Genomic DNA, 24,908 nt, shown 5'->3' on the forward strand with positions numbered 1-24,908 from the left:
AAGCGGTCGCCCCATGCGCAGAGGACGCCGGCTCGCGATCGACGTCGGGGACGCCCGGATCGGGGTCGCCTCGTGCGACCCCGATGGGATCCTCGCCACACCGGTGGAGACCGTTCCCGGCCGGGACGTACCCGCCGCCCACCGCCGGCTGCGCCAGCTGGTGGAGGAGTACGAACCGATCGAGGTCGTCGTCGGACTCCCTCGCTCCCTCAAGGGGGGCGAGGGCCCGGCCGCCGTCAAGGTCCGCGCCTTCGCCCAGGAGCTGGCCAGGGGCGTCAAGCCGGTGCCGGTCCGCCTGGTCGACGAGCGGATGACCACCGTGACGGCCAGTCAGGGACTGCGCGCCTCGGGGGTGAGGTCCAAGAAGGGCAGGTCGGTCATCGACCAGGCCGCGGCCGTCGTCATTCTGCAGCAGGCCCTGGAATCCGAACGGGTGTCAGGCAAGGCACCCGGCGAGGGCGTCGAAGTGGTTGTCTGATCGCGATACGGTAACGTTCCGCGCGATGCGCCGGTGTTCGAACAGCCGGGGCACAGCAAGAGGCGGAACGGAAACCGGCCCACCGGCCGCGGACCGTCGGCCTCGCGGCTCTAGGGGATCGATGACTGAGTATGGCCGGGGCCCGGGCTCCGAACCGTGGCATCCGCAGGACCCGTTGTACGGGGACGGCGGATGGGAGGGACAGCAGGCGCACGTCGGCCCGCAGTCCGCCTACGGCGGCCGGCCGCAGCACCCCCACCCGCAGGAGCCGCAGCACGGCGAGTGGAACCAGCAGCACCCCGGGTACGACGGGCAGCAGTACCAGTACTACGACGAACAGGGTCACGGCGGCTACGACCAGCAGCTCGCCGGCCACACGCAGCAGCAGTACCACCAGGACGCCTGGCAGGCGGGCAACACGCACGGCCACGTGCCCTACGCCGCCGACCCCAACGACCCGTACAACCAGCAGCCCGTCGCGTACGGCGGGGAACAGCCCGACCTGTACGGCACCGCGGACGCCTACCCCCCACCGCAGCCGCCCGGGCGCAGGCAGCCCGAGCCGGAAGCGCGGCCGGAGCCCGCGGCCGACGAGGAGGAGCCCGCCCCCCTCGAGGAGGACGGCCGCGACGACGACGAGGAGCACGAGCTCCAGAGCCGGCGCGACAGGCGAGGCAAGGGCCGCAAACCCGTCAAGGACAAGAAACGGCGTACCGGCTGCGCCTGCATGGTCGTCGTCCTGGTGTTCGGCGGCGGCCTCGGCGGAGTCGGGTACTTCGGCTACAAGTTCTACCAAAATCGTTTCGCCCCGGCCCCGGACTACGCGGGCAGCGGCAACGGCCACGAGGTCACCGTCAGCATCACCAAGGGCGACGGCGGCTGGGAGATCGGCCAGAAGCTGAAGGAGGCGGGCGTCGTCGAGAGCGCCGCCGCGTTCGTCTCCGCGCTGCAGGCGAATCCCAAGGGCAAGTCGCTCCAGGACGGCGTCTACACCCTGGAGAAGGAGATGTCCGCCGCGAGCGCGGTGGAACTGATGCTCAGCCCGAAGAGCCGCAGCAACCTGATCATCGCCGAGGGCCGGCGCAACATCGAGATCTACGGCCTGATCGACAAGCGCGTCGGCGTGGCGGCGGGCACCACCGCGCGCGTCGCGAAGAAGGAGTACAAGCACCTCGGCCTGCCCGCCTGGGCGCTGAACCACCCGAATCTCAAGGACCCGCTGGAGGGCTTCCTCTACCCGTCCAGCTACGCGGTCACCAAGGGCCAGAAGCCCGAGGCCGTCCTCAAGGGCATGGTCTCGCAGGCCACCGCCAAGTACCGGGAGCTGGGCCTGGAGAAGAAGGCCAAGGTCCTCGGCCTCGACGGCCCCTGGCAGCTGCTCACCGTGGCGAGCCTGGCGCAGGCCGAGGGCACGAGCCACGACGACTTCCGCAAGATGGCCGAGGTCGTCTACAACCGCCTCACGCCGGACAACCCGCAGACCTACGGGCGGCTGGAGTTCGACTCCACGTACAACTACGTGAAGAACCAGAGCAAGATCGACCTGAGCATCGCCGAGCTGCGCAGGTACGACAACCCCTACAACACCTACTTCTCCAAGGGCCTGCCGCCGGGGCCCATCGACAACCCCGGCGAGGAAGCGCTCAGGGGTGCGCTCGACCCGACCGACGACGGCTGGTACTACTTCATCTCGATGGACGGCAAGACCAGCAAGTTCACGCGGACGCTCGACGAGCACAACAAGCTGGTCGAGGAGTGGAACGCGTCGAGGAAAAAGAGCTGATGACAGTGACCCACCGGGCCGCCGTGCTCGGTTCGCCCATCGCCCACTCCCTCTCCCCGGCGCTGCACCGGGCCGCGTACGGCGAACTCGGGCTCACCGACTGGTCGTACGAGCGCTTCGAGGTCGACGAGGCCGGGCTGCCCGGGTTCCTCGCGGAGCTGGGAGAGCAGTGGGCGGGGCTGTCGCTGACCATGCCGCTCAAGCGGGCGGTCATCCCGCTGCTGGACGAGATCAGCGAGACGGCCGCCTCCGTGGACGCGGTCAACACGGTCGTCCTCACCGAGGACGGCCGCCGGACCGGCGACAACACCGACATCCCCGGCATGGTGGCCGCCCTGCGCGAGCACGGCATCGAGGAGGTCGGCTCCGCCGCGATCCTCGGCGCCGGCGCCACCGCCTCCTCCGCGCTCGCCGCGCTCGCCCGGATCTGCACCGGGGAGGTCGTCGCCTACGTCCGCAGCGAGGCCCGCGCCGCCGAGATGCGCCGGTGGGGCGAGCGGCTGGACGTGGAGGTGCGCACGGCCGACTGGGCGGACGCGGCCGAGGCCCTGCGGGCCCCGCTGGTGATCGCCACCACGCCGGCCGGTACCACCGACGCGCTCGCCGCCGCCGTACCCGAACGCCCCGCCACCCTCTTCGACGTGCTCTACGACCCCTGGCCCACCGAGCTGGCGGCCCGCTGGTCCATGTTCGGCGGCGCCGTGGTCGGCGGCCTCGACCTGCTGGTCCACCAGGCCGTGCTCCAGGTCGAGCAGATGACCGGCCGCTCCCCGGCCCCGCTGGAGGCCATGCGCCGGGCCGGCGAGAAGGCGCTCGCCGCCCGCTGAGCGGCGCGCTCCCGCGTCCGTCTGCTGGACCGGCGGCCGGACAGCGCCCGGGACGTGGGAGGATCGGAGGTGGCGGGCCGGGGTCGCGCGACCGGCCGTGCCGTCGCCGTACGCGAGGAACCGCGTGCGCAGCAGTACCGGGCGCGAACACGGAGGAGCACCGTTGAGCAGGCTGCGTTGGCTGACCGCGGGGGAGTCCCACGGTCCCGCACTTGTCGCGACGCTGGAGGGGCTTCCCGCCGGCGTGCCGATCACCACCGACATGGTGGCGGACCACCTGGCGCGGCGGCGGCTCGGCTATGGCCGCGGTGCGCGCATGAAGTTCGAGCGGGACGAGATCACGTTCCTGGGCGGCGTCCGGCACGGTCTCACCCTCGGTTCCCCGGTCGCGATCATGGTCGGCAACACCGAGTGGCCCAAGTGGGACCAGGTCATGGCGGCCGACCCGGTCGACCCGGAGGTGCTGGCCGGGCTCGCCCGCAACGCGCCGCTGACCCGGCCCCGGCCCGGTCACGCCGACCTCGCCGGCATGCAGAAGTACGGCTTCGACGAGGCCCGCCCGATCCTGGAGCGCGCCTCGGCCCGCGAGACGGCCGCGCGCGTGGCCCTGGGTGCCGTCGCCCGCTCCTACCTGAAGGAGACGGCCGGCATCGAGATCGTCTCCCACGTCGTGGAGCTTGCCTCCGCCAAGGCCCCCTACGGCGTCTACCCGACCCCGGCCGACGTGGCGAAGCTGGACGCGGATCCGGTGCGCTGCCTGGACGCCGACGCCTCGAAGGCGATGGTCGCGGAGATCGACCAGGCCCACAAGGACGGCGACACGCTCGGTGGCGTGGTCGAGGTGCTGGCCTACGGCGTCCCGGTCGGCCTCGGCTCGCACGTCCACTGGGACCGCCGCCTGGACGCCCGCCTCGCCGCCGCCCTCATGGGCATCCAGGCGATCAAGGGCGTGGAGGTCGGCGACGGCTTCGAACTGGCCCGGGTGCCGGGTTCCAAGGCGCACGACGAGATCCTGACCACCCCCGAGGGCATCAAGCGGGCCTCCGGCCGCTCCGGCGGCACCGAGGGCGGCCTGACGACGGGCGAGCTGCTGCGCGTGCGCGCCGCCATGAAGCCGATCGCGACCGTCCCGCGCGCCCTGCGGACGGTGGACGTCGTGACCGGTGAGGAGGCCCAGGCCCACCACCAGCGTTCCGACGTCTGTGCGGTCCCGGCGGCCGGCATCGTCGCCGAGGCCATGGTCGCGCTGGTGCTGGCGGACGCGGTCGCCGAGAAGTTCGGCGGCGACTCGGTCGCCGAGACCGGCCGGAACGTGCGGTCGTACCTCGACCACCTCGCGATCAGGTGAGCACCGTGCCTGCGGTCGTACTCGTGGGCCCGATGGGCGTCGGCAAGTCCACCGTCGGGCGGCTGCTGGCCGAGCGGCTGGGCGTGGGGTACCGGGACACGGACGACGACATCGTCGCCGAGCAGGGCCGCACCATCTCCGACATCTTCATGGACGAGGGGGAGCCCGCCTTCCGGGCACTCGAGAAGCGCGCGGTACGGGACGCGCTCGCCGGGCACGGGGGCGTCCTCGCGCTCGGCGGCGGCGCGATCCTCGACCCGGACACCCGCGCGCTGCTCGCCGGGCACCGGGTGGTCTACCTCTCCATGGACGTGGACGAGGCCGTCAGGCGCACCGGCCTGAACGTGGCCCGCCCGCTGCTCGCGGTCAACCCGCGCAAGCAGTGGCGCGAGCTGATGGAGGCCCGGCGGCACCTGTACGAGGAGGTCGCCACCGCGGTCGTGCCGACGGACGGCCGCACCCCCGAAGAGGTCACCCGAGCTGCGCTGGACGCACTGGAGTTGGAAGAAGCATGAGCGAGGCAGTCACCCGCATCCAGGTAGCCGGCAGCGCCGGCACCGACCCGTACGAGGTACTGGTCGGCCGGCAGCTCCTGGGCGAACTGGCCGGCCTGATCGGGCCGAAGGCCAAGCGGATCGCGGTGATCCACCCCGAGGCGCTGGCCGAGACCGGCGACGCGCTGCGCGCCGACCTCGCCGAGCAGGGGTACGAGGCCGTCGCCATCCAGGTGCCCAACGCGGAGGAGGCCAAGACCGCCGAGGTCGCCGCCTACTGCTGGAAGGCGCTGGGTCAGTCCGGCTTCACCCGCACCGATGTCATCGTCGGCGTCGGCGGCGGCGCGACGACGGACCTGGCCGGGTTCGTCGCCGCGACCTGGCTGCGCGGAGTGCGCTGGATCGCCGTCCCGACCACCGTGCTGGCCATGGTGGACGCGGCGGTCGGCGGCAAGACCGGCATCAACACCGCCGAGGGCAAGAACCTGGTGGGGGCCTTCCACCCGCCGGCCGGTGTCCTGTGCGACCTCGCCGCGCTGGACTCCCTCCCGGTCAACGACTACGTATCCGGGCTGGCGGAGGTCATCAAGGCGGGCTTCATCGCCGACCCGGTGATCCTCGACCTCATCGAGTCCGATCCCGGGGCCGCCCGCACCCCGGCGGGCCCGCACACGGCCGAGCTGATCGAGCGGTCGATCCGGGTCAAGGCCGAGGTCGTCTCCTCGGACCTGAAGGAGTCCGGTCTGCGGGAGATCCTCAACTACGGCCACACGCTCGGCCACGCCATCGAGAAGAACGAGCGCTACAAGTGGCGGCACGGCGCGGCGGTCGCGGTCGGCATGCACTTCGCCGCCGAACTGGGCCGTCTCGCGGGCCGGTTGGACGACGCGACCGCGGACCGCCACCGCACGGTCCTGGAGTCCGTGGGGCTGCCGCTGCACTACCGCTACGACCAGTGGCCCAAGCTGCTCCAGACCATGAAGGTCGACAAGAAGTCCCGTGGCGACCTGCTGCGCTTCATCGTGCTCGACGGCCTGGCCAAGCCGACCGTCCTGGAAGGCCCGGATCCGGCCGTCCTGCTCGCCGCCTACGGAGAAGTGGGCCAGTAGGTCCCGCGCCGCTCCGTACGTCCGCTTTCCCGCGGTTGTCCGGTGTCCGGTTCCCCCGGGGGACCGGGCACTTCGGGCGGTCCCCGGCCGTTGCGGCAAATGACGGCCGGGGACGGTACCGTTCGGTGGGCAGTGGGGGTCCGCCCCCGCTGCCAGCACCAATGGCCTGCTGCGAGTGAGCCGGAGGGGCGCCGCACCGACCCGGACGCCCCGGCGGCGAACGAGCCGAACGACGAGACGGAGTGGCAACGGATGCAGCACGCAGTGGGGTCTCCGCTGCCGCCGCCCCAGCAGCCGGGGCAGGGGCCGCACGCCGGCTGGGCGCCGGCCGGGCACCACCCCGGCCCGCACCCGGCGGCCCCCCAGGGCCCCGGCCCCGTTCCCCCGCCGCCCCAGGCACCGGGCTTCCCGGCCGCGTCCGGGACCGTACCTCCGGCGCCCCCGCAGCCCCCGGCCCCGCAGCACGCCGCCGTCCCGCCCGCCCCCGCACAGCCGGCCCCGGATACCACCGGCCACGTGCCGCTGCCACCGGGCGGCCCGGTCGGCGTCCCCACGGCGCCGCCCGCCACGGCCGCGCCCGCCGACCCGACGGCCACCACCCTGGCCGTCCTGCTGATCGGTCCGGCCGGAGCCGGCAAGACGAGCGTGGCCAAGTACTGGGCGGACCACCGGCGCGTCCCCACGGCCCACATCAGCCTGGACGACGTGCGCGAATGGGTCCGCTCGGGCTTCGCCGACCCCCAGTCCGGCTGGAACGAGAACTCCGAGGCCCAGTACCGCCTCGCCCGCCGCACCTGCGGCTTCGCCGCCCGGAACTTCCTGGCCAACGGCATCTCCTGCATCCTGGACGACGCCGTCTTCCCGGACCGCCCGGTGGTCGGCCTCGGCGGCTGGAAGCGCCACGTGGGCCCCGGGCTGCTCCCGGTCGTCCTCCTTCCGGGACTGGACATCGTCCTGGAGCGCAACGCCGAACGGACGGGCAACCGCCGCCTCACCGACGAGGAGGTGGCCCGCATCCACGGCCGGATGGCCGGCTGGTACGGCTCGGGACTGCCGATCATCGACAACTCCCAGCTGGACGTCCCCGGCACGGCCCAGGTACTGGACGAGGTCCTGGCGCGGGCCATAGCGAGCCCGCCGAGCTGGTAACCGAGCCGGACGAACCCCCGCGAACCCCACTCGGCCCCCCTCGATCGGCACGATCCGCGCAAAGCTCCTACGCTCATCTCATGTCAGAGGTGTACGCGAACCGCCGATCCCGGCTGAGGGACCACTTCAACGCGGCCGGCACCGCGGCAGCGCTCGTCACCCGCCCCGCCAACGTGCGCTATCTCGCGGCGGCGGCCCCCCAGGGCGCCGTCCTGCTCCTGGGCAGGCGCGAGGACCTGCTCGTCTGCGCCGGCCAGCCCGAGGACCGTCCGTTCGAGGGCCGGCCGGACGAGAACCTGCGGACGCACGTGCTGTCCTCGTCCGGCGGCGATCCCGCGGTGGCGGCGGCCGGTCTCGCCACGGCCGAGGGCGCCGATTCCCTGGCGGTGGAGGAACACCACCTCACCGTGGCCCGCCACCGGGCGCTCGCCTCGGTCGCCCCGGCGCTCCGCCTGGCCGACCTCGGCGCGGCCGTGGAGCAGCTCAGGGTCGTCAAGGACGAGGAGGAGATCTCCTGTCTGCGCATCGGCGCCGAGATCGCCGACCAGGCGCTCGGCGAACTGCTGGAGTCCATCCTGGTCGGCCGCACCGAGCGGCACCTCGCGCTGGAGCTGGAGCGGCGCCTGGTCGACCACGGAGCAGACGGGCCGGCCTTCCCCACCTCCGTGGCCACCGGACCGCACTCCGGGCGCCGCGGCCACCGCCCCACCGACCGGCGCGTGGAGGAGGGCGACTTCCTCTCCGTCTGCCTGGGTGCCACCTATCGCGGCTACCGCTGCGAGATCGGCCGCACCTTCGTCATCGGCACCTCGCCCGCCGACTGGCAGATCGAGCTGTACGACCTCGTCTTCGCCGCCCAGCGGGCCGGGCGCGAGTCCCTGGCGCCGGGGACCGCGTACCGCGACGTCGACCGTGCCGCCCGCCAGGTCCTGGACTCCGCGGGCTATGCGGAGGCACTCACACCGCTGACCGGACACGGGGTCGGACTCGAAATCGACGAGGACCCGCAGCTGGCCCCCGCGGCCATGGGTAAACTGGACGCTTGCGTGCCGGTCACCGTCGAACCGGGGGTCCACCTCCCGGGCCGGGGCGGTGTCCGGATCGATGACACGCTCGTCGTGCGCCCCGAGGCGGACGGCGGACCCGAGCTACTCACCATCACGACCAAGGAGCTGCTCGCGCTCTAGCGACCCCAGGGAAGACCAGGCACATCCCCACGCCGCCCGGCCTTCCCCGGCGCCGCTGGGTGCGTGCGCCGGGGTCGTCCACGTCAGTCCAGGAGATTCCGCAACCGTGGCTTCCACGAACGACCTCAAGAACGGCATGGTGCTCAAGCTCGAAGGCGGCCAGCTCTGGTCCGTCGTCGAGTTCCAGCACGTCAAGCCCGGCAAGGGCCCGGCCTTCGTGCGCACCAAGCTCAAGAACGTGCTCTCCGGCAAGGTCGTCGACAAGACCTTCAACGCCGGCGTCAAGGTCGAGACGGCCACTGTCGACAAGCGCGACATGCAGTTCTCGTACATGGACGGCGACTACTTCGTCTTCATGGACATGGAGACCTACGACCAGCTGATGGTCGACCGCAAGGCCGTCGGCGACGCCGCCAACTTCCTCATCGAGGGCTTCACGGCCACCGTCGCCCAGCACGAGGGCGAGGTCCTCTTCGTCGAGCTGCCGGCCGCCGTCGAGCTGGTCGTGCAGGAGACCGAGCCGGGTGTCCAGGGCGACCGCTCCACCGGCGGCACCAAGCCCGCCACCCTGGAGACCGGTCACCAGATCCAGGTCCCCCTCTTCATCACCACCGGTGAGAAGATCAAGGTCGACACCCGCACCAGTGACTACCTCGGCCGGGTGAACAGCTAACCGTGGCTGCCCGCAACACGGCCCGCAAGCGCGCCTTCCAGATCCTCTTCGAAGGCGACCAGCGCGGCGCCGACGTCCTGACGGTCCTCGCGGACTGGATCCGGCTGTCCCGGTCCGACACGCGGCAGCCGCCGGTCAGCGAGTACACGATGCAGCTGGTCGAGGGCTACGCGGAGCACGCGAAGCGCATCGACGAGCTGATCGCGCAGTACGCGGTGGGCTGGACGCTGGACCGGATGCCGGTCGTCGACCGCAACATCCTGCGGCTGGGCGCGTACGAGCTGATCTGGGTCGACGAGACCCCGGACGCCGTCGTCCTGGACGAGATGGTGCAGCTGGCGAAGGAGTTCTCGACGGACGAGTCGCCCTCGTTCGTGAACGGCCTCCTCGGCCGGCTGAAGGACCTCAAGCCGACACTGCGTCGCGCCTGACGAGAAGGGGCGCCGAGGAACCGCGGCGGCCGGGCGGCCATGGGCCGTCCGCGGCCGCCCGCGCGGTTCCCCGCGCCCCGTCGGTGTGCCGTGGCTCCCCCCGTACCGGGAAGGGGCCACGAGAGCCGTAGAACGCCGCCGGGGTGGCCGGAACCGTGAAGTTCCGGCCACCCCGGCGGCACGTTTCTGCTGGGTTCTCCCCGCGCTTACGCCTCTTCGTGCGCGGCGACCGCACGGCGCGCGTCCGCGTCCAGGACGCCCCAGCTGATCAGCTGCTCGGTCAGGACCGAGGGGGACTGGTCGTAGATGACGGCGAGTGTGCGCAGGTCGTCCTGGCGGATCGAGAGCACCTTGCCGTTGTAGTCGCCGCGCTGGGACTGGATGGTCGCCGCGTAGCGCTGCAGCGGGCCCGCCTTCTCGGCCGGCACGGTGGCCAGCCGCTCCAGGTCCAGGACCAGCTTCGGCGGCGGCTCGGCGGCGCCGCCCGGAGTGGTGCCCGGCAGCAGCTCCTGCACAGGAACGCCATAGAAATCGGCCAGCTCGGCAAGACGCTGCACGGTCACGGCACGGTCGCCGCGTTCGTACGAACCGACCACCACGGCCTTCCAGCGACCCTGGGACTTCTCCTCGACACCGTGGAGGGAAAGGCCCTGCTGGGTGCGGATGGCCCGGAGCTTGGCCCCGAGCTGTTTGGCGTATTCGCTGGACATATAGCTCCCCGGACACTGTGTCGACGCGGTCGGCTGTCTGCCCGCCGCGCGGCTGGTAACTCACTGTGAGGTTACGCAGCGTGACTCTCGTGCGTCAAGCCGAATGGTCCACACCGACTCTTCCGTGACGGCGCCGGCCGATTCCGCCAGGGGGGTGATCGGGGGGCTCCCGGGGACCTGCTACCGTGGATGGCGCAAATCCGACGTCCTTTAAGGTCCGTCCCGTGAGGCGGAGAAGGAGGTCCGTTTCGTATGGACACGCACGCGAACACGCATGCGACCGATGCGCGGCCCGTTCTCGAGGGCCCCGACATCGCGCGGGTACTGACCCGCATCGCCCACGAGATCGTCGAGCGCGCCAAGGGCGCCGACGACGTGGTGCTCCTCGGCATCCCGACCCGAGGCGTCTTCCTCGCCCAGCGGCTCGCCGCCAAGCTGCGGCAGGTCACCGGCCGCGAGGTCCCGGTCGGCTCGCTCGACATCACGATGTACCGCGACGACCTGCGCATGCACCCGCCGCGCGCGCTGGCCCGCACCGAGATCCCCGGTGACGGCATCGACGGCAGGCTGGTCGTCCTCGTCGACGACGTGCTCTTCTCCGGCCGTACCATCCGCGCCGCCCTCGACGCCCTGAACGACATCGGGCGCCCCCGCGCGGTCCAGCTCGCGGTCCTGGTCGACCGCGGCCACCGCGAACTGCCCATCCGCGCCGACTACGTCGGCAAGAACCTCCCCACGTCGTTGCGGGAGACGGTCAAGGTCCAGCTCGCCGAGGAGGACGGTCGCGACACCGTGCTGCTCGGTGTGAAGCCGGCCGGCCAGTAGCCAAGTCCGGCGTACGGCCGCTCCGGCGCGCCCGTACGCGCACCGGCCTGCCCCGAATCTCCTGACCGAACTGCCTTACGGAGCCTGACAGATGCAGCGTCATCTCATCTCGGCCGCCGACCTCACCCGCGACGACGCCGTCCTGATCCTCGACACCGCCGAGGAGATGGCCCGGGTCGCCGACCGGCCGATCAAGAAACTGCCGACCCTGCGCGGCCGCACGATCGTCAACCTCTTCTTCGAGGACTCCACCCGCACCCGGATCTCCTTCGAGGCCGCCGAGAAGCGCCTCTCCGCGGACGTCATCAACTTCTCCGCCAAGGGGTCGTCGGTGTCCAAGGGCGAGTCCCTGAAGGACACCGCCCAGACCCTGGAGGCGATGGGCGTCGACGCCGTCGTCATCCGCCACGGCGCCTCCGGCGCCCCCTACCGCCTGGCCAACTCCGGCTGGATCGACGCCGCCGTCGTCAACGCGGGCGACGGCACCCACCAGCACCCCACCCAGGCCCTGCTCGACGCCTTCACCATGCGCCGCCGCCTGGTCGGCCGGGACGCCGGCCTCGGCCAGGACCTCAGCGGCAAGCGGATCACCATCGTCGGGGACGTGCTGCACAGCCGGGTCGCCCGCTCCAACGTCGACCTGCTGCACACCCTCGGCGCCGAGGTCACCCTGGTCGCCCCGCCCACGCTGGTGCCGGTCGGCGTCGGAAGCTGGCCCTGCGAGGTGTCGTACGACCTCGACAGCACGCTGGTGAAGTCCGACGCGGTGATGATGCTGCGCGTCCAGCGCGAGCGCATGAACGCCGCCTTCTTCCCCACCGAGCGCGAGTACTCGCGGCGCTACGGCCTCGACGGCGAGCGCATGGCGAAGATGCCCGAGCACGCCATCGTGATGCACCCCGGCCCGATGGTCCGCGGCATGGAGATCACCGCCGAGGTCGCCGACTCCGACCGCTGCACGGTCGTCGAGCAGGTCGCCAACGGCGTCTCCATCCGGATGGCCGTCCTCTACCTGCTGCTCGGCGGCAACGAGCCCGCCCTCACCCACGCCCGCACCCCCGAGGAGAAGTAGAACCATGAGCAAGATCCTGATCCGCGGTGCGAAGGTGCTCGGCGGCGAGCCGCAGGACGTGCTGATCGACGGCGAGACGATCGCCGAGGTGGGCACCGGGCTGTCCGCCGAGGGCGCCGAGGTCGTCGAGGCCGGGGGCAAGGTGCTGCTCCCGGGCCTGGTCGACCTGCACACCCACCTGCGCGAGCCGGGCCGCGAGGACTCCGAGACGGTCCTGACCGGCACCCGCGCGGCGGCGAGCGGCGGCTACACCGCCGTCTTCGCCATGGCCAACACCTTCCCGGTCGCCGACACCGCCGGCGTCGTCGAGCAGGTCTACCGGCTGGGCAGGGAGCACGGCTACTGCGACGTGCAGCCCATCGGCGCCGTCACCGTCGGCCTGGAGGGAAGGAAGCTCGCCGAACTGGGCGCGATGCACGAGTCGGCCGCCGGCGTCACCGTCTTCTCCGACGACGGCAAGTGCGTGGACGACGCCGTGATCATGCGCCGCGCGCTGGAGTACGTGAAGGCCTTCGGCGGCGTCGTCGCCCAGCACGCCCAGGAGCCCCGCCTCACCGAGGGCGCCCAGATGAACGAGGGCGTCGTCTCCGCCGAGCTGGGCCTGGGCGGCTGGCCGGCCGTCGCCGAGGAGTCGATCATCGCGCGGGACGTGCTGCTCGCCGAGCACGTCGGCTCCCGCGTCCACATCTGCCACCTCTCCACCGCCGGCTCCGTGGAGATCGTCCGCTGGGCCAAGTCCCGCGGCATCCAGGTCACCGCCGAGGTGACCCCGCACCACCTGCTGCTCACCGACGAACTGGTGCGCACCTACAACCCGGTCTACAAGGTCAACCCGCCGCTGCGCACCGAGCGCGACGTCCACGCCCTGCGCGAGGCGCTCGCCGACGGCACCATCGACATCGTCGCCACCGACCACGCCCCGCACCCCCACGAGGACAAGGACTGCGAGTGGGCCGCGGCCGCAATGGGCATGGTCGGCCTGGAGACCGCGCTGTCCGTGGTGCAGGAGACCATGGTGGAGACGGGTCTGCTGGACTGGGCCGGCGTCGCCGACCGCATGTCCGCCCGGCCCGCGCAGATCGGACGGGCCACCGGGCACGGCCGACCCGTCTCGGCTGGTGAGCCCGCCAACCTCACCCTCGTCGACACGGCATACCGTGGCCAGGTGGACCCCGCGGGCTTCGCCTCGCGCAGCCGCAACACCCCGTACCAGGGTCGTGAGCTGCCGGGCCGTGTGACGCACACGTGGCTGCGGGGCAAGGCCACGCTCGTCGACGGGAAGCTCACGTGACACCTGTAATCCTGCTGGCCGGGAAGTCGGCCGACGTCACCGACTGGCCGGGCCGCATCGGCTGGCTCGTCGGACTCGCCCTCTTCGTCGCGCTCGTCTACTGGCTGATGCGCGAGGGCTGGAAGTGGCGCGGCACCCTCCAGGGCGACATCCCGGCCCTGCCCACCGCGCCGGACGGAACCGGCCCGGTGAGACTGAGCATGAGCGGCCGCTACCACGGCTCCACCACCGCCGGGCAGTGGCTGGACCGCATCGTGGCCCACGGCCTCGGCACCCGCAGCCGGGCCGAGCTCACCCTGACCGACGCGGGCCTGGAGGTCGAGCGCCCCGGAGCGAACGACTTCTTCGTCCCCGCGGCCGCGCTGCGCGGCGCCCGGCTGGACAAGGGCATCGCCGGCAAGGTCCTCACCGAGGGCGGACTGCTGGTGGTGACCTGGGCCCACGGCGACAGGCTGATCGACTCCGGGTTCCGCTCGGACCGCTCGGCCGAGCACACCGAATGGGCCGACACCCTGAACAAGATGATCGACGACACGGAAGGCGCACGATGACGACCTCCACCAGGGGAGCCGCGAAGGTTCCCGCCGTACTCGTCCTGGAGGACGGCCGCACCTTCCGCGGCCGCGCCTACGGGGCCGTGGGGGAGACCTTCGGCGAGGCCGTGTTCTCCACCGGCATGACCGGCTACCAGGAGACCCTCACCGACCCGTCGTACGACCGCCAGATCGTCGTCGCGACCGCCCCGCAGATCGGCAACACCGGCTGGAACGACGAGGACGACGAGTCCCGGCGCATCTGGGTCTCCGGCTACGTGGTGCGCGACCCCGCGCGCGTGCCGTCCAACTGGCGCGCCAAGCGCTCCCTGGACGACGAGCTGGTCGCGCAGGGCGTGGTCGGCATCTCCGGGATCGACACCCGCGCCCTCACCCGCCACCTGCGCGAGCGCGGCTCGATGCGCGCCGGCATCTTCTCCGGCTCCGCGCTCGACAGCGCCTCCGAGGCCGAGCTGGTCGAGCGCGTGCAGGCCCAGCCGCACATGAAGGGCGCCAGCCTCTACGAGGAGGTCGCCACCAAGGAGGCGTACGTCGTCCCGGCGGTCGGCGACAAGCGCTTCACCGTCGCCGCCATCGACCTCGGCATCAAGGGCATGACCCCGCACCGCATGGCCGAGCGCGGCATCGAGGTGCACGTGCTGCCCGCCACCGCCACGGCCGACGAGATCTACGCCGTCGAGCCCGACGGCGTCTTCTTCTCCAACGGCCCCGGCGACCCGGCGACCGCCGAAGGCCCGGTCGCGCTGATGTCCGCCGTCCTGGAGCGCAGGACGCCGCTGTTCGGCATCTGCTTCGGCAACCAGATCCTCGGCCGCGCCCTCGGCTTCGGCACCTACAAGCTGAAGTACGGCCACCGGGGCATCAACCAGCCGGTCCAGGACCGCACGACCGGCAAGGTCGAGGTCACCGCGCACAACCACGGCTTCGCCGTGGACGCGCCGCTCGACAAGGTCAGCGACACCAGGTTCGGGCGCGCCGAGGTCTCCCATGTCTGCCTCAACGACAACGTCGTGGAGGGGCTGCAGCTGCTCGACCAGCCGGCCTTCTCCGTCCAGTACCACCCCGAAGCGGCAGCGGGCCCGCACGACGCCGCCTACCTGTTCGACCGCTTCGTTTCCCTGATGGAGGGCCAGCGTGCCTAAGCGCACCGATATCCAGTCCGTCCTGGTCATCGGCTCCGGCCCGATCGTCATCGGCCAGGCCGCCGAGTTCGACTACTCCGGCACCCAGGCGTGCCGCGTACTCAAGGCCGAGGGCCTGCGCGTGGTCCTCGTCAACTCCAACCCGGCGACGATCATGACCGACCCGGAGATCGCCGACGCCACCTACGTCGAGCCGATCACCCCGGAGTTCGTCGAGAAGATCATCGCCAAGGAGCGCCCGGACGCCCTGCTGCCCACCCTGGGCGGCCAGACGGCCCTGAACACCGCGATCTCGCTGCACGAGAACGGCGTCCTGGAGAAGTACGGCGTCGAGCTGATCGGCGCCAAGCCCGAGGCCATCCACAAGGGCGAGGACCGCGACCTGTTCAAGGACGTCGTGGAGGAGGTCCGCCGCAAGACCGGGCACGGCGAGTCCGCCCGCTCGGTCATCTGCCACACCATGGACGACGTCCTCAAGGGCGTCGAGACCCTCGGCGGCTACCCGGTCGTCGTCCGTCCTTCCTTCACCATGGGCGGCGCCGGCTCCGGCTTCGCGCACGACGAGGAGGAGCTGCGCCGCATCGCCGGCCAGGGCCTCACGCTCTCCCCGACCACCGAGGTGCTCCTGGAGGAGTCCATCCTCGGCTGGAAGGAGTACGAGCTGGAGCTGATGCGCGACAAGCACGACAACGTCGTGGTCGTCTGCTCCATCGAGAACTTCGACCCCATGGGCGTGCACACCGGCGACTCGATCACCGTCGCCCCGGCGATGACGCTGACCGACCGCGAGTACCAGGTGCTGCGCGACGTCGGCATCGCGATCATCCGCGAGGTCGGCGTCGACACCGGCGGCTGCAACATCCAGTTCGCGGTGAACCCCGAGGACGGCCGCGTGATCGTCATCGAGATGAACCCGCGCGTCTCGCGTTCCTCGGCGCTCGCCTCCAAGGCGACCGGATTCCCCATCGCCAAGATCGCCGCCAAGCTGGCCGTCGGCTACACGCTCGACGAGATCCCGAACGACATCACCCGGGAGACCCCGGCCTCCTTCGAGCCCACGCTCGACTACGTGGTCGTCAAGGCCCCCCGGTTCGCCTTCGAGAAGTTCCCGCAGGCCGACTCCACGCTGACCACCACAATGAAGTCGGTGGGCGAGGCCATGGCCATCGGCCGCAACTTCACCGAGGCCTTCCAGAAGGCGCTGCGCTCGCTGGAGAAGAAGGGCAGCCAGTTCGCCTTCACCGGCGAGCCCGGCGACAAGGACGCCCTGCTGCGCGAGGCCGTCCGGCCCACCGACGGCCGGATCAACACGGTCATGCAGGCCATCCGCGCGGGCGCCACGCCCGAGGAGGTCTTCGAGTACACGAAGATCGACCCGTGGTTCGTGGACCAGCTCTTCCTGATCAAGGAGGTCGCGGACGAGCTGGCCGAGGCGCCCGAGCTGACCGCCGGCCTGCTGGCCGAGGCCAAGCGGCACGGCTTCTCCGACCAGCAGATCGCCGAGATCCGCGGCCTGCGCGAGGACGTCGTCCGCGAGGTCCGGCACGCCCTCGGCATCCGCCCGGTCTACAAGACCGTCGACACCTGCGCCGCCGAGTTCGCCGCGAGGACGCCGTACTTCTACTCCTCCTACGACGAGGAGAGCGAGGTCGCGCCCCGTGAGAAGCCGGCCGTCATCATCCTGGGCTCCGGCCCGAACCGCATCGGCCAGGGCATCGAGTTCGACTACTCCTGCGTCCACGCCTCCTTCGCGCTGTCCGACGCCGGGTACGAGACCGTGATGGTCAACTGCAACCCGGAGACCGTCTCCACCGACTACGACACCTCCGACCGGCTGTACTTCGAGCCGCTGACGCTGGAGGACGTGCTGGAGATCGTCCACGCCGAGCAGCAGGCCGGCCCGGTCGCGGGCGTGATCGTGCAGCTGGGCGGGCAGACCCCGCTCGGCCTGTCGCAGGCGCTGAAGGACAACGGCGTGCCGATCGTGGGCACCTCGCCCGAGGCGATCCACGCCGCCGAGGACCGCGGCGCCTTCGGCCGCGTCCTCGCGGAGGCCGGCCTGCCGGCCCCGAAGCACGGCACGGCCACCACCTTCGAGGAGGCCAAGGCCATCGCCGACGAGATCGGCTACCCGGTCCTCGTCCGGCCGTCGTACGTCCTCGGCGGGCGCGGCATGGAGATCGTCTACGACGAGACCCGCCTCGCCTCCTACATCGCCGAGTCGACCGAGATCAGCCCCTCCCGGCCGGTCCTCGTCGACCGCTTCCTGGACGACGCCATCGAGATCGACGTCGACGCGCTCTACGACGGCGAGGAGCTGTACCTCGGCGGCGTGATGGAGCACATCGAGGAGGCCGGCATCCACTCCGGCGACTCGGCGTGCGCCCTGCCCCCGATCACCCTCGGCGGCTTCGACATCAAGCGGCTCCGCGCCTCCACCGAGGCCATCGCCAAGGGCGTCGGCGTGCGCGGCCTGATCAACATCCAGTTCGCGATGGCCGGCGACATCCTCTACGTCCTGGAGGCCAACCCGCGCGCCTCCCGTACGGTCCCCTTCACCTCGAAGGCGACCGCGGTGCCGCTCGCCAAGGCCGCCGCCCGGATCTCGCTGGGCGCCACCGTCGCCGAGCTGCGCGCCGAGGGCCTGCTCCCGGCGCACGGCGACGGCGGCGAGCTGCCGCTGGACGCGCCGATCTCCGTCAAGGAGGCCGTCATGCCGTGGTCGCGCTTCCGCGACATCCACGGCCGCGGCGTCGACACCGTCCTCGGCCCGGAGATGCGCTCCACCGGCGAGGTCATGGGCATCGACTCCGTCTTCGGCACGGCGTACGCCAAGTCGCAGGCGGGCGCATACGGCCCGCTGCCCACCAAGGGACGCGCGTTCATCTCGGTCGCCAACCGCGACAAGCGCTCGATGATCTTCCCGGCCCGCGAGCTGGTCGCGCACGGCTTCGAGCTGCTGGCCACCTCCGGCACCGCCGAGGTCCTCAAGCGCAACGGCATCAACGCCACCATCGTGCGCAAGCAGTCCGAGGGCACCGGTCCGAACGGTGAGAAGACCATCGTCCAGCTCATCCACGACGGCGAGGTCGACCTCATCGTCAACACGCCGTACGGCACCGGCGGCCGCCTCGACGGCTACGACATCCGCACGGCGGCGGTGGCCCGCTCCGTGCCGTGCCTGACGACCGTGCAGGCGCTGGCGGCCGCCGTCCAGGGCATCGACGCCCTCAACCACGGCGACGTGGGCGTCCGCTCGCTCCAGGAACACGCGGAACACCTGACCGCGGCCCGCGACTAGCAGCCCTTGAGGGGGACACCGGAAACGGTGTCCCCCTCTTCACGAGGACCCCTGAGGACTTTCCCCGATGTACGAGCTCTTCTTCCGTCTGCTGTTCCAACGGATGGACCCCGAGAAGGCCCACCACCTCGCCTTCCGCTGGATCCGCCTCGCCGCCCGCGTCCCCGTGCTGCGCACGTTCGTCGCGGCGGTCCTCGCGCCCCGGTACAAGGTGCTGCGCACCGAGGCCTTCGGGCTGCGCATGCACGGCCCCTTCGGGCTCGCCGCCGGCTTCGACAAGAACGCCGTCGCCATCGACGGCATGTCGATGCTGGGCTTCGACCACGTGGAGATCGGCACGGTGACGGGGGAGCCGCAGCCCGGCAACCCCAGGAAGCGGCTGTTCCGGCTCGTGGCCGACCGTGCGCTGATCAACCGCATGGGCTTCAACAACGACGGCTCGCTGGCCGTGGCGGCCCGCCTCGCGACCCGTGAACCGGTCTTCCGGACCGTCGTCGGCGTCAACATCGGCAAGACCAAGGTCGTCCCGGAGGCGGAGGCGGTCGCCGACTACGTGAAGTCGGCCGAGCGCCTCGCGCCCTACGCCGACTACCTGGTCGTCAACGTCTCCTCGCCGAACACCCCGGGCCTGCGCGACCTCCAGGCGACCGAGGCGCTGCGCCCGCTGCTGACCGCCGTCCGCGAGGCCGCCGACCGCACGGTCGCGAACCGGCGCGTCCCGCTGCTGGTGAAGATCGCCCCGGACCTCGCCGACGAGGACGTCGACGCCGTCGCCGACCTCGCGGTGGAACTCGGCCTGGACGGCATCATCGCCACCAACACCACCATCGCGCGCGAGGGACTCGGACTCGCCTCCGCCCCCTCGCTGGTGAAGGAGACCGGCGGCCTGTCCGGAGCGCCCCTGAAGGCGCGCTCCCTGGAGGTCCTGCGCCGCCTGTACGCGCGCGTGGGCGACCGGATCACCCTGGTCGGCGTCGGCGGCGTCGAGACCGCCGAGGACGCCTGGCAGCGCATCCTGGCCGGCGCCACGCTGGTCCAGGGGTACAGCGCCTTCGTCTACGAGGGCCCCTTCTGGTGCCGCGCGATCCACAAGGGCCTCGCCGCGCGCCTGCGCACCAGCCCGTACGCCACCCTCGCCGACGCGGTCGGCGCCGACGTGAGGAAGTCCGCATGACCGTTCCGGAGCCCTTCGGCGCGCGCCTGCGCCGCGTCATGGACGAGCGCGGCCCGCTCTGCGTCGGCATCGACCCGCACGCCTCCCTGCTCGCCGAGTGGGGGCTGGACGACGACGTGGCCGGTCTGGAGCGGTTCAGCCGGACCGTCGTCGAGGCGGTGGCCGACCGGGTGGCCGTCATGAAGCCGCAGAGTGCCTTCTTCGAGCGCTTCGGCTCGCGCGGAGTGGCCGTCCTGGAGCGGACGGTCCAGGAGGCGCGCGCGGCCGGCACGCTGGTCGTGATGGACGCCAAGCGCGGGGACATCGGCTCGACCATGGCCGGGTACGCCGAGGCCTACCTGCACAAGGACGCCCCGCTGTTCTCCGACGCGCTCACCGTCTCGCCGTACCTCGGCTACGGCTCGCTCGGCCCGGCCGTCGCGCTGGCCCGGGAGAGCGGCGCCGGACTGTTCGTGCTGGCCCTCACGTCGAACCCGGAGGGCCCCGAGGTGCAGCACGCGGTCCGGGCCGACGGGCGCAGCGTGGGCGCGACCATGCTGGCCCACCTGGCCGCCGAGAACGCGGGCGAGGCGCCGCTGGGTTCCTTCGGCGCGGTCGTCGGCGCCACGGTCGGCGACCTGGCGGCGTACGACCTCGACATCAACGGCCCGCTCCTGGCTCCCGGTGTGGGGGCGCAGGGGGCGACGGCGGCCGATCTGCCGAAGGTGTTCGGGGCGGCGGTGCGCAACGTCGTCCCGAACGTCAGCCGGGGTGTGCTGCGCCACGGTCCCGGCGTCGGAGCGCTGCGTTCGGCCACGGAACGCTTCGCGGAGGAGATCCGGGCGGCGGTCGCCGGCTCCTGAGGCGCTCCGGGGGCGTCCCCGAGGTCCTTCCCAGGGGGCCGGCCGGGCCGCGCGGGACCGGTTCGGGTGTGACCGCGGCCTCAATTCGGGGGCAATATGTCCCAAATGTCCGGCCTGGCGGAGGCTGACCAGGACTTTTCCGCTGTTCTCGCTGACTCTGGCGGACTTGCCCGCTAGTCTCCGAGCAGTGGGGGCGCCTCCCGCGTCCCACAAGGCAGTGGGGGAGAACGGGCAGCGTGTTGCTCGCAGCTCCCCAGGTGTGGGGCGACTAGGTTCCTCACCGGTCCGTATCCGACAGTTCGACATCCGAGGTGACGTAGGCGTGGCTCTTCCGCCCCTTACCCCTGAACAGCGCGCAGCCGCGCTCGAAAAGGCCGCCGCGGCTCGCCGGGAGCGGGCCGAGGTCAAGAATCGACTCAAGCACTCCGGCGCCTCCCTGCACGAGGTCATCAAGCAGGGCCAGGAGAACGACGTCATCGGCAAGATGAAGGTCTCCGCACTGCTCGAGTCGCTGCCCGGCGTGGGCAAGGTCCGCGCCAAGCAGATCATGGAGCGTCTGGGCATCTCCGAGAGCCGCCGTGTGCGGGGTCTCGGCTCCAACCAGATCGCTTCCCTGGAGCGTGAGTTCGGCAGCACCGGCTCCTGAGTCCGGGTCCTGCCGGACCGGGAGTCCCGGGCACTGCGGGATTGCTGGAATAATCGCCGCATGGCTGTAACACCCCGGGGGACGACCCCCGAGCCCCCGGACGCACGTCCGCGGCTGACCGTGCTCTCCGGCCCCTCAGGGGTCGGCAAGAGCACGGTCGTCGCTCATATGCGCAAGGAACACCCCGAGGTCTGGCTCTCGGTGTCCGCGACCACCCGCAAGCCGCGCCCCGGCGAGCAGCACGGAGTCCACTACTTCTTCGTCACCGACGACGAGATGGACAAGCTGATCGCCAACGGCGAGCTGCTGGAGTGGGCCGAGTTCGCCGGCAACCGCTACGGCACGCCCCGCGCGGCCGTGCAGGAGCGGCTGGAGAACGGCGAGCCCGTGCTGCTGGAGATCGACCTCCAGGGAGCCCGGCAGGTCCGTGACTCCATGTCCGACGCCCAGCTGGTGTTCCTGGCTCCCCCCTCCTGGGAGGAGCTGGTGCGCAGGCTCACCGGGCGGGGCACCGAGCCGCCCGAGGTCATCGAACGCCGTCTGGAGGCGGCCAGGACGGAGCTGGCGGCCGAGCCGGAGTTCGACGAGACCCTGGTCAACACCTCCGTCGAGGACGTGGCGCGCGAGCTGCTAGCCTTGATGGACGTTGTGTGATCGTCACCGCTGCACGCTGCTAGGCAGGGCGCGCAGAGCCGGTCGCACCGACTGATTCTTTCCCACCCATCGGAAGGTAGAGCGTGTCCTCTTCCATCACCGCGCCCGAGGGCATCATCAACCCGCCGATCGACGAGCTCCTCGAGGCCACCGACTCGAAGTACAGCCTCGTGATCTACGCGGCCAAGCGTGCCCGCCAGATCAACGCGTACTACTCGCAGCTCGGCGAGGGCCTCCTCGAGTACGTCGGTCCGCTCGTCGACACCCACGTGCACGAGAAGCCGCTCTCGATCGCCCTGCGCGAGATCAACGCCGGTCTGCTGACCTCCGAGGCCGTCGAAGGCCCGGCGCAGTAGTACTTTCAGATTGCGGTTGACTTATCCACAGGCCCGGCAGTCATCCTGCCGGGCCTGTGGTGTGTGATGGAGGCGTGCGTTCGTCTCCGGCGCACCTGACACGAGTCCGGGAGAGACGGTGGACAAGCCGAAGGTCGTTCTGGGGGTCAGCGGCGGGATCGCCGCGTACAAGGCCTGTGAGCTGCTGCGGCGGTTCACGGAGTCGGGTCACGACGTCCGCGTGGTGCCCACCGCGTCCGCGCTGCACTTCGTCGGCGCGGCCACCTGGTCCGCGCTGTCCGGCAACCCCGTCTCCACCGAGGTCTGGGACGCCGTCCACGAGGTCCCGCACGTCCGCATCGGCCAGCACGCCGACCTCGTCGTCGTCGCCCCGGCCACCGCCGACATGCTCGCCAAGGCCGCCCACGGCCTCGCGGACGACCTGCTGACCAACACGCTCCTGACCGCCCGCTGTCCGGTGGTCTTCGCCCCCGCGATGCACACCGAGATGTGGGAGCACCCCGCCACCCAGGAGAACGTCGCCACCCTGCGCCGCCGCGGCGCCGTCGTCATCGAGCCCGCCGTCGGCCGCCTGACCGGCGTCGACACCGGCAAGGGCCGCCTGCCGGACCCGGGCGAGATCTTCGAGGCCTGCCGCCGGGTGCTGGCCCGGGGCGTCACCGAGCCGGACCTCACGGGCCGGCACGTCGTCGTCTCCGCCGGGGGCACCCGCGAGCCGCTCGACCCCGTGCGCTTCCTCGGCAACCGCTCCTCCGGGAAGCAGGGCTACGCCCTCGCCCGCACGGCCGCGGCCCGCGGGGCCCGGGTGACCTTGATCGCCGCCAACGCTGGCCTGCCCGATCCGGCCGGCGTGGACGTCGTCGAGGCCGGCACGGCCGTCCAGCTGCGTGAAGCCGTGCTGAAGGCGGCGGCGGACGCCGACGCGGTCGTCATGGCCGCCGCCGTCGCCGACTTCCGCCCGGCGGTCTACGCGTCCGGGAAGATCAAGAAGAAGGACGGCCAGGACCCCGACCCCGTCGTCCTGGTGCGGAATCCGGACATCCTCGCGGAGATCTCGGCCGAACGCGCCCGCCCCGGCCAGGTGATCGTCGGCTTCGCCGCCGAGACCGACGACGTCCTCGCCAACGGCCGCACCAAGCTCGCCCGCAAGGGCTGCGACCTGCTCGTCGTCAACGAGGTGGGGGAGCGCAAGACGTTCGGGTCCGAGGAGAACGAGGCGGTCGTGCTCGGCGCCGACGGCAGTGAGACCCCCGTTCCGCACGGGCCGAAGGAGGCCCTCGCGGACATCGTCTGGGACCTCGTGGCCGCCCGGCTGCGCTGACCGGTACCGCCGTCCGGGCCCCCTCCCGTTCGGCCGTCCGGGCTGTTTTCCCGCGGCCGCCCGACGTCTGTTTCCGGCCGGGCAATGTCCCGCGGTGGCCCTGGCCAAGGCCGCTCGGCATTGTGCAGAATGCCCGTGCCGCAGGTCACAGCGCTCTCGGAAGACGAGACGGTGGTCCATCGGCCGAGCGCGACCGATAAACTGTTCACGGACGACGCAGGGCGCTGCCCTCGCGTCGTCCGCAAATGATCAGCCAGCAGCCGCTGCAACCACAGGGAGCGTTGTGTCCCGTCGCCTGTTCACCTCGGAGTCTGTGACCGAGGGTCACCCCGACAAGATCGCTGACCAGATCAGCGACACCATTCTCGACGCGCTCCTGCGTGAGGACCCGACCTCCCGGGTCGCCGTCGAGACGCTGATCACCACCGGCCTGGTGCACGTGGCCGGCGAGGTGACGACGAAGGCCTACGCGGACATCGCGACCCTCGTCCGCAACAAGATCCTCGAGATCGGCTACGACTCCTCCAAGAAGGGCTTCGACGGCGCCTCCTGCGGCGTGTCGGTGTCCATCGGCGCGCAGTCCCCGGACATCGCGCAGGGTGTCGACACGGCGTACGAGACCCGGGTCGAGGGCGACGAGGACGAGCTGGACCGGCAGGGCGCGGGCGACCAGGGCCTGATGTTCGGCTACGCCTCGGACGAGACGCCGACCCTGATGCCGCTGCCGGTCTTCCTGGCGCACCGCCTGTCCAAGCGCCTGTCCGAGGTCCGCAAGAACGGGACCATCCCCTACCTGCGCCCGGACGGCAAGACGCAGGTCACCATCGAGTACGACGGCGACAAGGCCGTCCGCCTCGACACGGTGGTCGTCTCCTCCCAGCACGCCTCCGACATCGACCTGGAGTCGCTGCTCGCCCCCGACATCCGCGAGTTCGTAGTCGAGCCGGAGCTGAAGGCGCTCCTGGACGAGGGCATCAAGCTGGACACCGAGGGCTACCGCCTGCTGGTCAACCCGACCGGCCGCTTCGAGATCGGCGGCCCGATGGGCGACGCCGGCCTGACCGGCCGAAAGATCATCATCGACACCTACGGCGGTATGGCCCGCCACGGCGGCGGCGCCTTCTCCGGCAAGGACCCGTCCAAGGTGGACCGCTCGGCCGCCTACGCCATGCGCTGGGTCGCCAAGAACGTCGTGGCGGCGGGCCTCGCCTCCCGCTGCGAGGTCCAGGTCGCCTACGCCATCGGCAAGGCCGAGCCGGTCGGCCTGTTCGTCGAGACCTTCGGCACCCACAAGGTCGAGCCCGAGAAGATCGAGAAGGCGATCGACGAGGTCTTCGACCTCCGCCCGGCCGCGATCATCCGCGACCTCGACCTGCTCCGCCCGATCTACTCCCAGACGGCGGCGTACGGCCACTTCGGCCGCGAGCTGCCCGACTTCACGTGGGAGCGCACGGACCGCGTGGACGCCCTGCGCGAGGCCGTGGGTCTGTAGACCCCGCACCGCTCAGCGGACGAGGCCCGGTTCCCCCGCGGGGACCGGG

At 71.6% G+C, this 24,908-nt stretch carries 24 protein-coding genes; 23 read left to right on the plus strand and 1 reads right to left on the minus strand.

Features of this window, described 5'->3' with window-relative positions:
* The first annotated feature begins 13 nt into the window (after positions 1 to 13).
* From ruvX to nusB, 10 genes are all read left to right on the plus strand, one after another.
* Positions 14 to 478: a Holliday junction resolvase RuvX gene (gene ruvX / locus IE177_RS14680; protein WP_190015760.1), complete on the plus strand. Its 465-nt coding sequence runs from the start codon at positions 14 to 16 to the stop codon at positions 476 to 478.
* Positions 479 to 599: 121 nt separating this feature from the next.
* Positions 600 to 2,261, plus strand: coding sequence for an endolytic transglycosylase MltG (gene mltG, locus IE177_RS14685; protein ID WP_190015761.1), 1,662 nt, complete (start codon positions 600 to 602; stop codon positions 2,259 to 2,261).
* The gene (locus tag IE177_RS14690) at positions 2,261 to 3,088 is read left to right on the plus strand and encodes a shikimate dehydrogenase (RefSeq protein WP_190015762.1); all 828 of its coding nucleotides are present in this window, start codon (positions 2,261 to 2,263) and stop codon (positions 3,086 to 3,088) included. Before mltG ends, IE177_RS14690 begins: the two co-directional genes overlap by 1 nt.
* A gap of 163 nt (positions 3,089 to 3,251) precedes the next feature.
* Complete coding sequence (aroC, locus tag IE177_RS14695; RefSeq protein ID WP_190015763.1) at positions 3,252 to 4,436, plus strand: chorismate synthase; 1,185 nt, start codon at positions 3,252 to 3,254, stop codon at positions 4,434 to 4,436.
* Entirely contained in the window at positions 4,433 to 4,951 is a 519-nt protein-coding gene (locus IE177_RS14700; protein WP_229816040.1) for a shikimate kinase, read from the plus strand. The genes aroC and IE177_RS14700 overlap by 4 nt, the downstream gene beginning before the upstream one ends.
* A complete protein-coding gene (aroB, locus tag IE177_RS14705) occupies positions 4,948 to 6,039 on the plus strand; it encodes a 3-dehydroquinate synthase (RefSeq protein ID WP_190015764.1) in 1,092 nt (363 codons plus the stop codon). Before IE177_RS14700 ends, aroB begins: the two co-directional genes overlap by 4 nt.
* Positions 6,040 to 6,291: 252 nt before the next feature.
* Positions 6,292 to 7,188, plus strand: a complete 897-nt coding sequence (locus tag IE177_RS14710) for a Pro-rich N-terminal domain-containing protein (RefSeq protein WP_190015765.1) — start codon at positions 6,292 to 6,294, stop codon at positions 7,186 to 7,188.
* An 80-nt stretch (positions 7,189 to 7,268) separates the two neighbouring features.
* Positions 7,269 to 8,375, plus strand: coding sequence for an aminopeptidase P family protein (locus IE177_RS14715; protein WP_190015766.1), 1,107 nt, complete (start codon positions 7,269 to 7,271; stop codon positions 8,373 to 8,375).
* Between the two features lie 106 nt (positions 8,376 to 8,481).
* Positions 8,482 to 9,048, plus strand: a complete 567-nt coding sequence (efp, locus tag IE177_RS14720; RefSeq protein WP_150479770.1) for an elongation factor P — start codon at positions 8,482 to 8,484, stop codon at positions 9,046 to 9,048.
* A 2-nt stretch (positions 9,049 to 9,050) separates the two neighbouring features.
* Positions 9,051 to 9,479 (plus strand): transcription antitermination factor NusB, encoded by a 429-nt coding sequence (gene nusB, locus IE177_RS14725; protein WP_190015767.1) that lies wholly within the window; start codon positions 9,051 to 9,053, stop codon positions 9,477 to 9,479.
* A gap of 206 nt (positions 9,480 to 9,685) precedes the next feature.
* Here nusB and bldD read toward each other — a convergent pair whose 3' ends face one another.
* The gene (bldD, locus tag IE177_RS14730; RefSeq protein ID WP_019984640.1) at positions 9,686 to 10,189 is read right to left on the minus strand and encodes a transcriptional regulator BldD; all 504 of its coding nucleotides are present in this window, start codon (positions 10,187 to 10,189) and stop codon (positions 9,686 to 9,688) included.
* A gap of 252 nt (positions 10,190 to 10,441) precedes the next feature.
* Between bldD and pyrR the strand changes: the two genes are divergently transcribed.
* The 13 genes from pyrR to metK all read left to right on the plus strand — a co-directional run bounded on the left by pyrR (position 10,442) and on the right by metK (position 24,859).
* A complete protein-coding gene (gene pyrR / locus IE177_RS14735) occupies positions 10,442 to 11,014 on the plus strand; it encodes a bifunctional pyr operon transcriptional regulator/uracil phosphoribosyltransferase PyrR (RefSeq protein ID WP_190015768.1) in 573 nt (190 codons plus the stop codon).
* Between the two features lie 91 nt (positions 11,015 to 11,105).
* A complete protein-coding gene (locus IE177_RS14740) occupies positions 11,106 to 12,086 on the plus strand; it encodes an aspartate carbamoyltransferase catalytic subunit (protein ID WP_190015769.1) in 981 nt (326 codons plus the stop codon).
* A gap of 4 nt (positions 12,087 to 12,090) precedes the next feature.
* Positions 12,091 to 13,377 carry a dihydroorotase gene (locus IE177_RS14745; RefSeq protein WP_190015770.1) on the plus strand — a complete coding sequence of 429 codons (1,287 nt, stop codon included), beginning with the start codon at positions 12,091 to 12,093 and terminating at the stop codon, positions 13,375 to 13,377.
* Positions 13,374 to 13,928 carry a PH-like domain-containing protein gene (locus IE177_RS14750; RefSeq protein WP_190015771.1) on the plus strand — a complete coding sequence of 185 codons (555 nt, stop codon included), beginning with the start codon at positions 13,374 to 13,376 and terminating at the stop codon, positions 13,926 to 13,928. Before IE177_RS14745 ends, IE177_RS14750 begins: the two co-directional genes overlap by 4 nt.
* Positions 13,925 to 15,073 (plus strand): glutamine-hydrolyzing carbamoyl-phosphate synthase small subunit, encoded by a 1,149-nt coding sequence (carA, locus tag IE177_RS14755; protein WP_190015772.1) that lies wholly within the window; start codon positions 13,925 to 13,927, stop codon positions 15,071 to 15,073. Before IE177_RS14750 ends, carA begins: the two co-directional genes overlap by 4 nt.
* Positions 15,066 to 18,374 carry a carbamoyl-phosphate synthase large subunit gene (carB, locus tag IE177_RS14760; RefSeq protein ID WP_190015773.1) on the plus strand — a complete coding sequence of 1,103 codons (3,309 nt, stop codon included), beginning with the start codon at positions 15,066 to 15,068 and terminating at the stop codon, positions 18,372 to 18,374. The genes carA and carB overlap by 8 nt, the downstream gene beginning before the upstream one ends.
* A 67-nt stretch (positions 18,375 to 18,441) precedes the next feature.
* Positions 18,442 to 19,548 carry a quinone-dependent dihydroorotate dehydrogenase gene (locus IE177_RS14765; RefSeq protein WP_190015774.1) on the plus strand — a complete coding sequence of 369 codons (1,107 nt, stop codon included), beginning with the start codon at positions 18,442 to 18,444 and terminating at the stop codon, positions 19,546 to 19,548.
* Complete coding sequence (gene pyrF / locus IE177_RS14770; protein ID WP_190015775.1) at positions 19,545 to 20,390, plus strand: orotidine-5'-phosphate decarboxylase; 846 nt, start codon at positions 19,545 to 19,547, stop codon at positions 20,388 to 20,390. Before IE177_RS14765 ends, pyrF begins: the two co-directional genes overlap by 4 nt.
* A gap of 322 nt (positions 20,391 to 20,712) precedes the next feature.
* Positions 20,713 to 21,036 (plus strand): integration host factor, encoded by a 324-nt coding sequence (locus tag IE177_RS14775; RefSeq protein WP_003977346.1) that lies wholly within the window; start codon positions 20,713 to 20,715, stop codon positions 21,034 to 21,036.
* 60 nt (positions 21,037 to 21,096) lie between these two features.
* Positions 21,097 to 21,690 carry a guanylate kinase gene (gene gmk, locus IE177_RS14780; protein WP_190015776.1) on the plus strand — a complete coding sequence of 198 codons (594 nt, stop codon included), beginning with the start codon at positions 21,097 to 21,099 and terminating at the stop codon, positions 21,688 to 21,690.
* Between the two features lie 83 nt (positions 21,691 to 21,773).
* Positions 21,774 to 22,046: a DNA-directed RNA polymerase subunit omega gene (rpoZ, locus tag IE177_RS14785; protein WP_003982715.1), complete on the plus strand. Its 273-nt coding sequence runs from the start codon at positions 21,774 to 21,776 to the stop codon at positions 22,044 to 22,046.
* Between the two features lie 118 nt (positions 22,047 to 22,164).
* Complete coding sequence (gene coaBC / locus IE177_RS14790; RefSeq protein ID WP_190015777.1) at positions 22,165 to 23,367, plus strand: bifunctional phosphopantothenoylcysteine decarboxylase/phosphopantothenate--cysteine ligase CoaBC; 1,203 nt, start codon at positions 22,165 to 22,167, stop codon at positions 23,365 to 23,367.
* 283 nt (positions 23,368 to 23,650) lie between these two features.
* Complete coding sequence (gene metK, locus IE177_RS14795; RefSeq protein ID WP_190015778.1) at positions 23,651 to 24,859, plus strand: methionine adenosyltransferase; 1,209 nt, start codon at positions 23,651 to 23,653, stop codon at positions 24,857 to 24,859.
* Positions 24,860 to 24,908: the final 49 nt, after the last annotated feature.

It is taken from the genome of Streptomyces lucensis JCM 4490, assembly GCF_014650035.1.
Taxonomy (GTDB): Bacteria; Actinomycetota; Actinomycetes; order Streptomycetales; family Streptomycetaceae; genus Streptomyces; species Streptomyces lucensis.

Bases quoted from the DNA above. Each gene is read 5' to 3' on its own strand.
- ruvX (WP_190015760.1), top strand. From the start codon at position 14: ATGCGCAGAGGACGCCGGCTCGCGATCGACGTCGGGGACGCCCGGATC.
- mltG (WP_190015761.1), top strand. From the start codon at position 600: ATGACTGAGTATGGCCGGGGCCCGGGCTCCGAACCGTGGCATCCGCAG.
- IE177_RS14690 (WP_190015762.1), top strand. From the start codon at position 2,261: ATGACAGTGACCCACCGGGCCGCCGTGCTCGGTTCGCCCATCGCCCAC.
- aroB (WP_190015764.1), top strand. From the start codon at position 4,948: ATGAGCGAGGCAGTCACCCGCATCCAGGTAGCCGGCAGCGCCGGCACC.
- IE177_RS14710 (WP_190015765.1), top strand. From the start codon at position 6,292: ATGCAGCACGCAGTGGGGTCTCCGCTGCCGCCGCCCCAGCAGCCGGGG.
- IE177_RS14715 (WP_190015766.1), top strand. From the start codon at position 7,269: ATGTCAGAGGTGTACGCGAACCGCCGATCCCGGCTGAGGGACCACTTC.
- bldD (WP_019984640.1), bottom strand. From the start codon at position 10,189: ATGTCCAGCGAATACGCCAAACAGCTCGGGGCCAAGCTCCGGGCCATC.
- pyrR (WP_190015768.1), top strand. From the start codon at position 10,442: ATGGACACGCACGCGAACACGCATGCGACCGATGCGCGGCCCGTTCTC.
- IE177_RS14740 (WP_190015769.1), top strand. From the start codon at position 11,106: ATGCAGCGTCATCTCATCTCGGCCGCCGACCTCACCCGCGACGACGCC.
- IE177_RS14745 (WP_190015770.1), top strand. From the start codon at position 12,091: ATGAGCAAGATCCTGATCCGCGGTGCGAAGGTGCTCGGCGGCGAGCCG.
- carA (WP_190015772.1), top strand. From the start codon at position 13,925: ATGACGACCTCCACCAGGGGAGCCGCGAAGGTTCCCGCCGTACTCGTC.
- IE177_RS14765 (WP_190015774.1), top strand. From the start codon at position 18,442: ATGTACGAGCTCTTCTTCCGTCTGCTGTTCCAACGGATGGACCCCGAG.
- pyrF (WP_190015775.1), top strand. From the start codon at position 19,545: ATGACCGTTCCGGAGCCCTTCGGCGCGCGCCTGCGCCGCGTCATGGAC.
- gmk (WP_190015776.1), top strand. From the start codon at position 21,097: ATGGCTGTAACACCCCGGGGGACGACCCCCGAGCCCCCGGACGCACGT.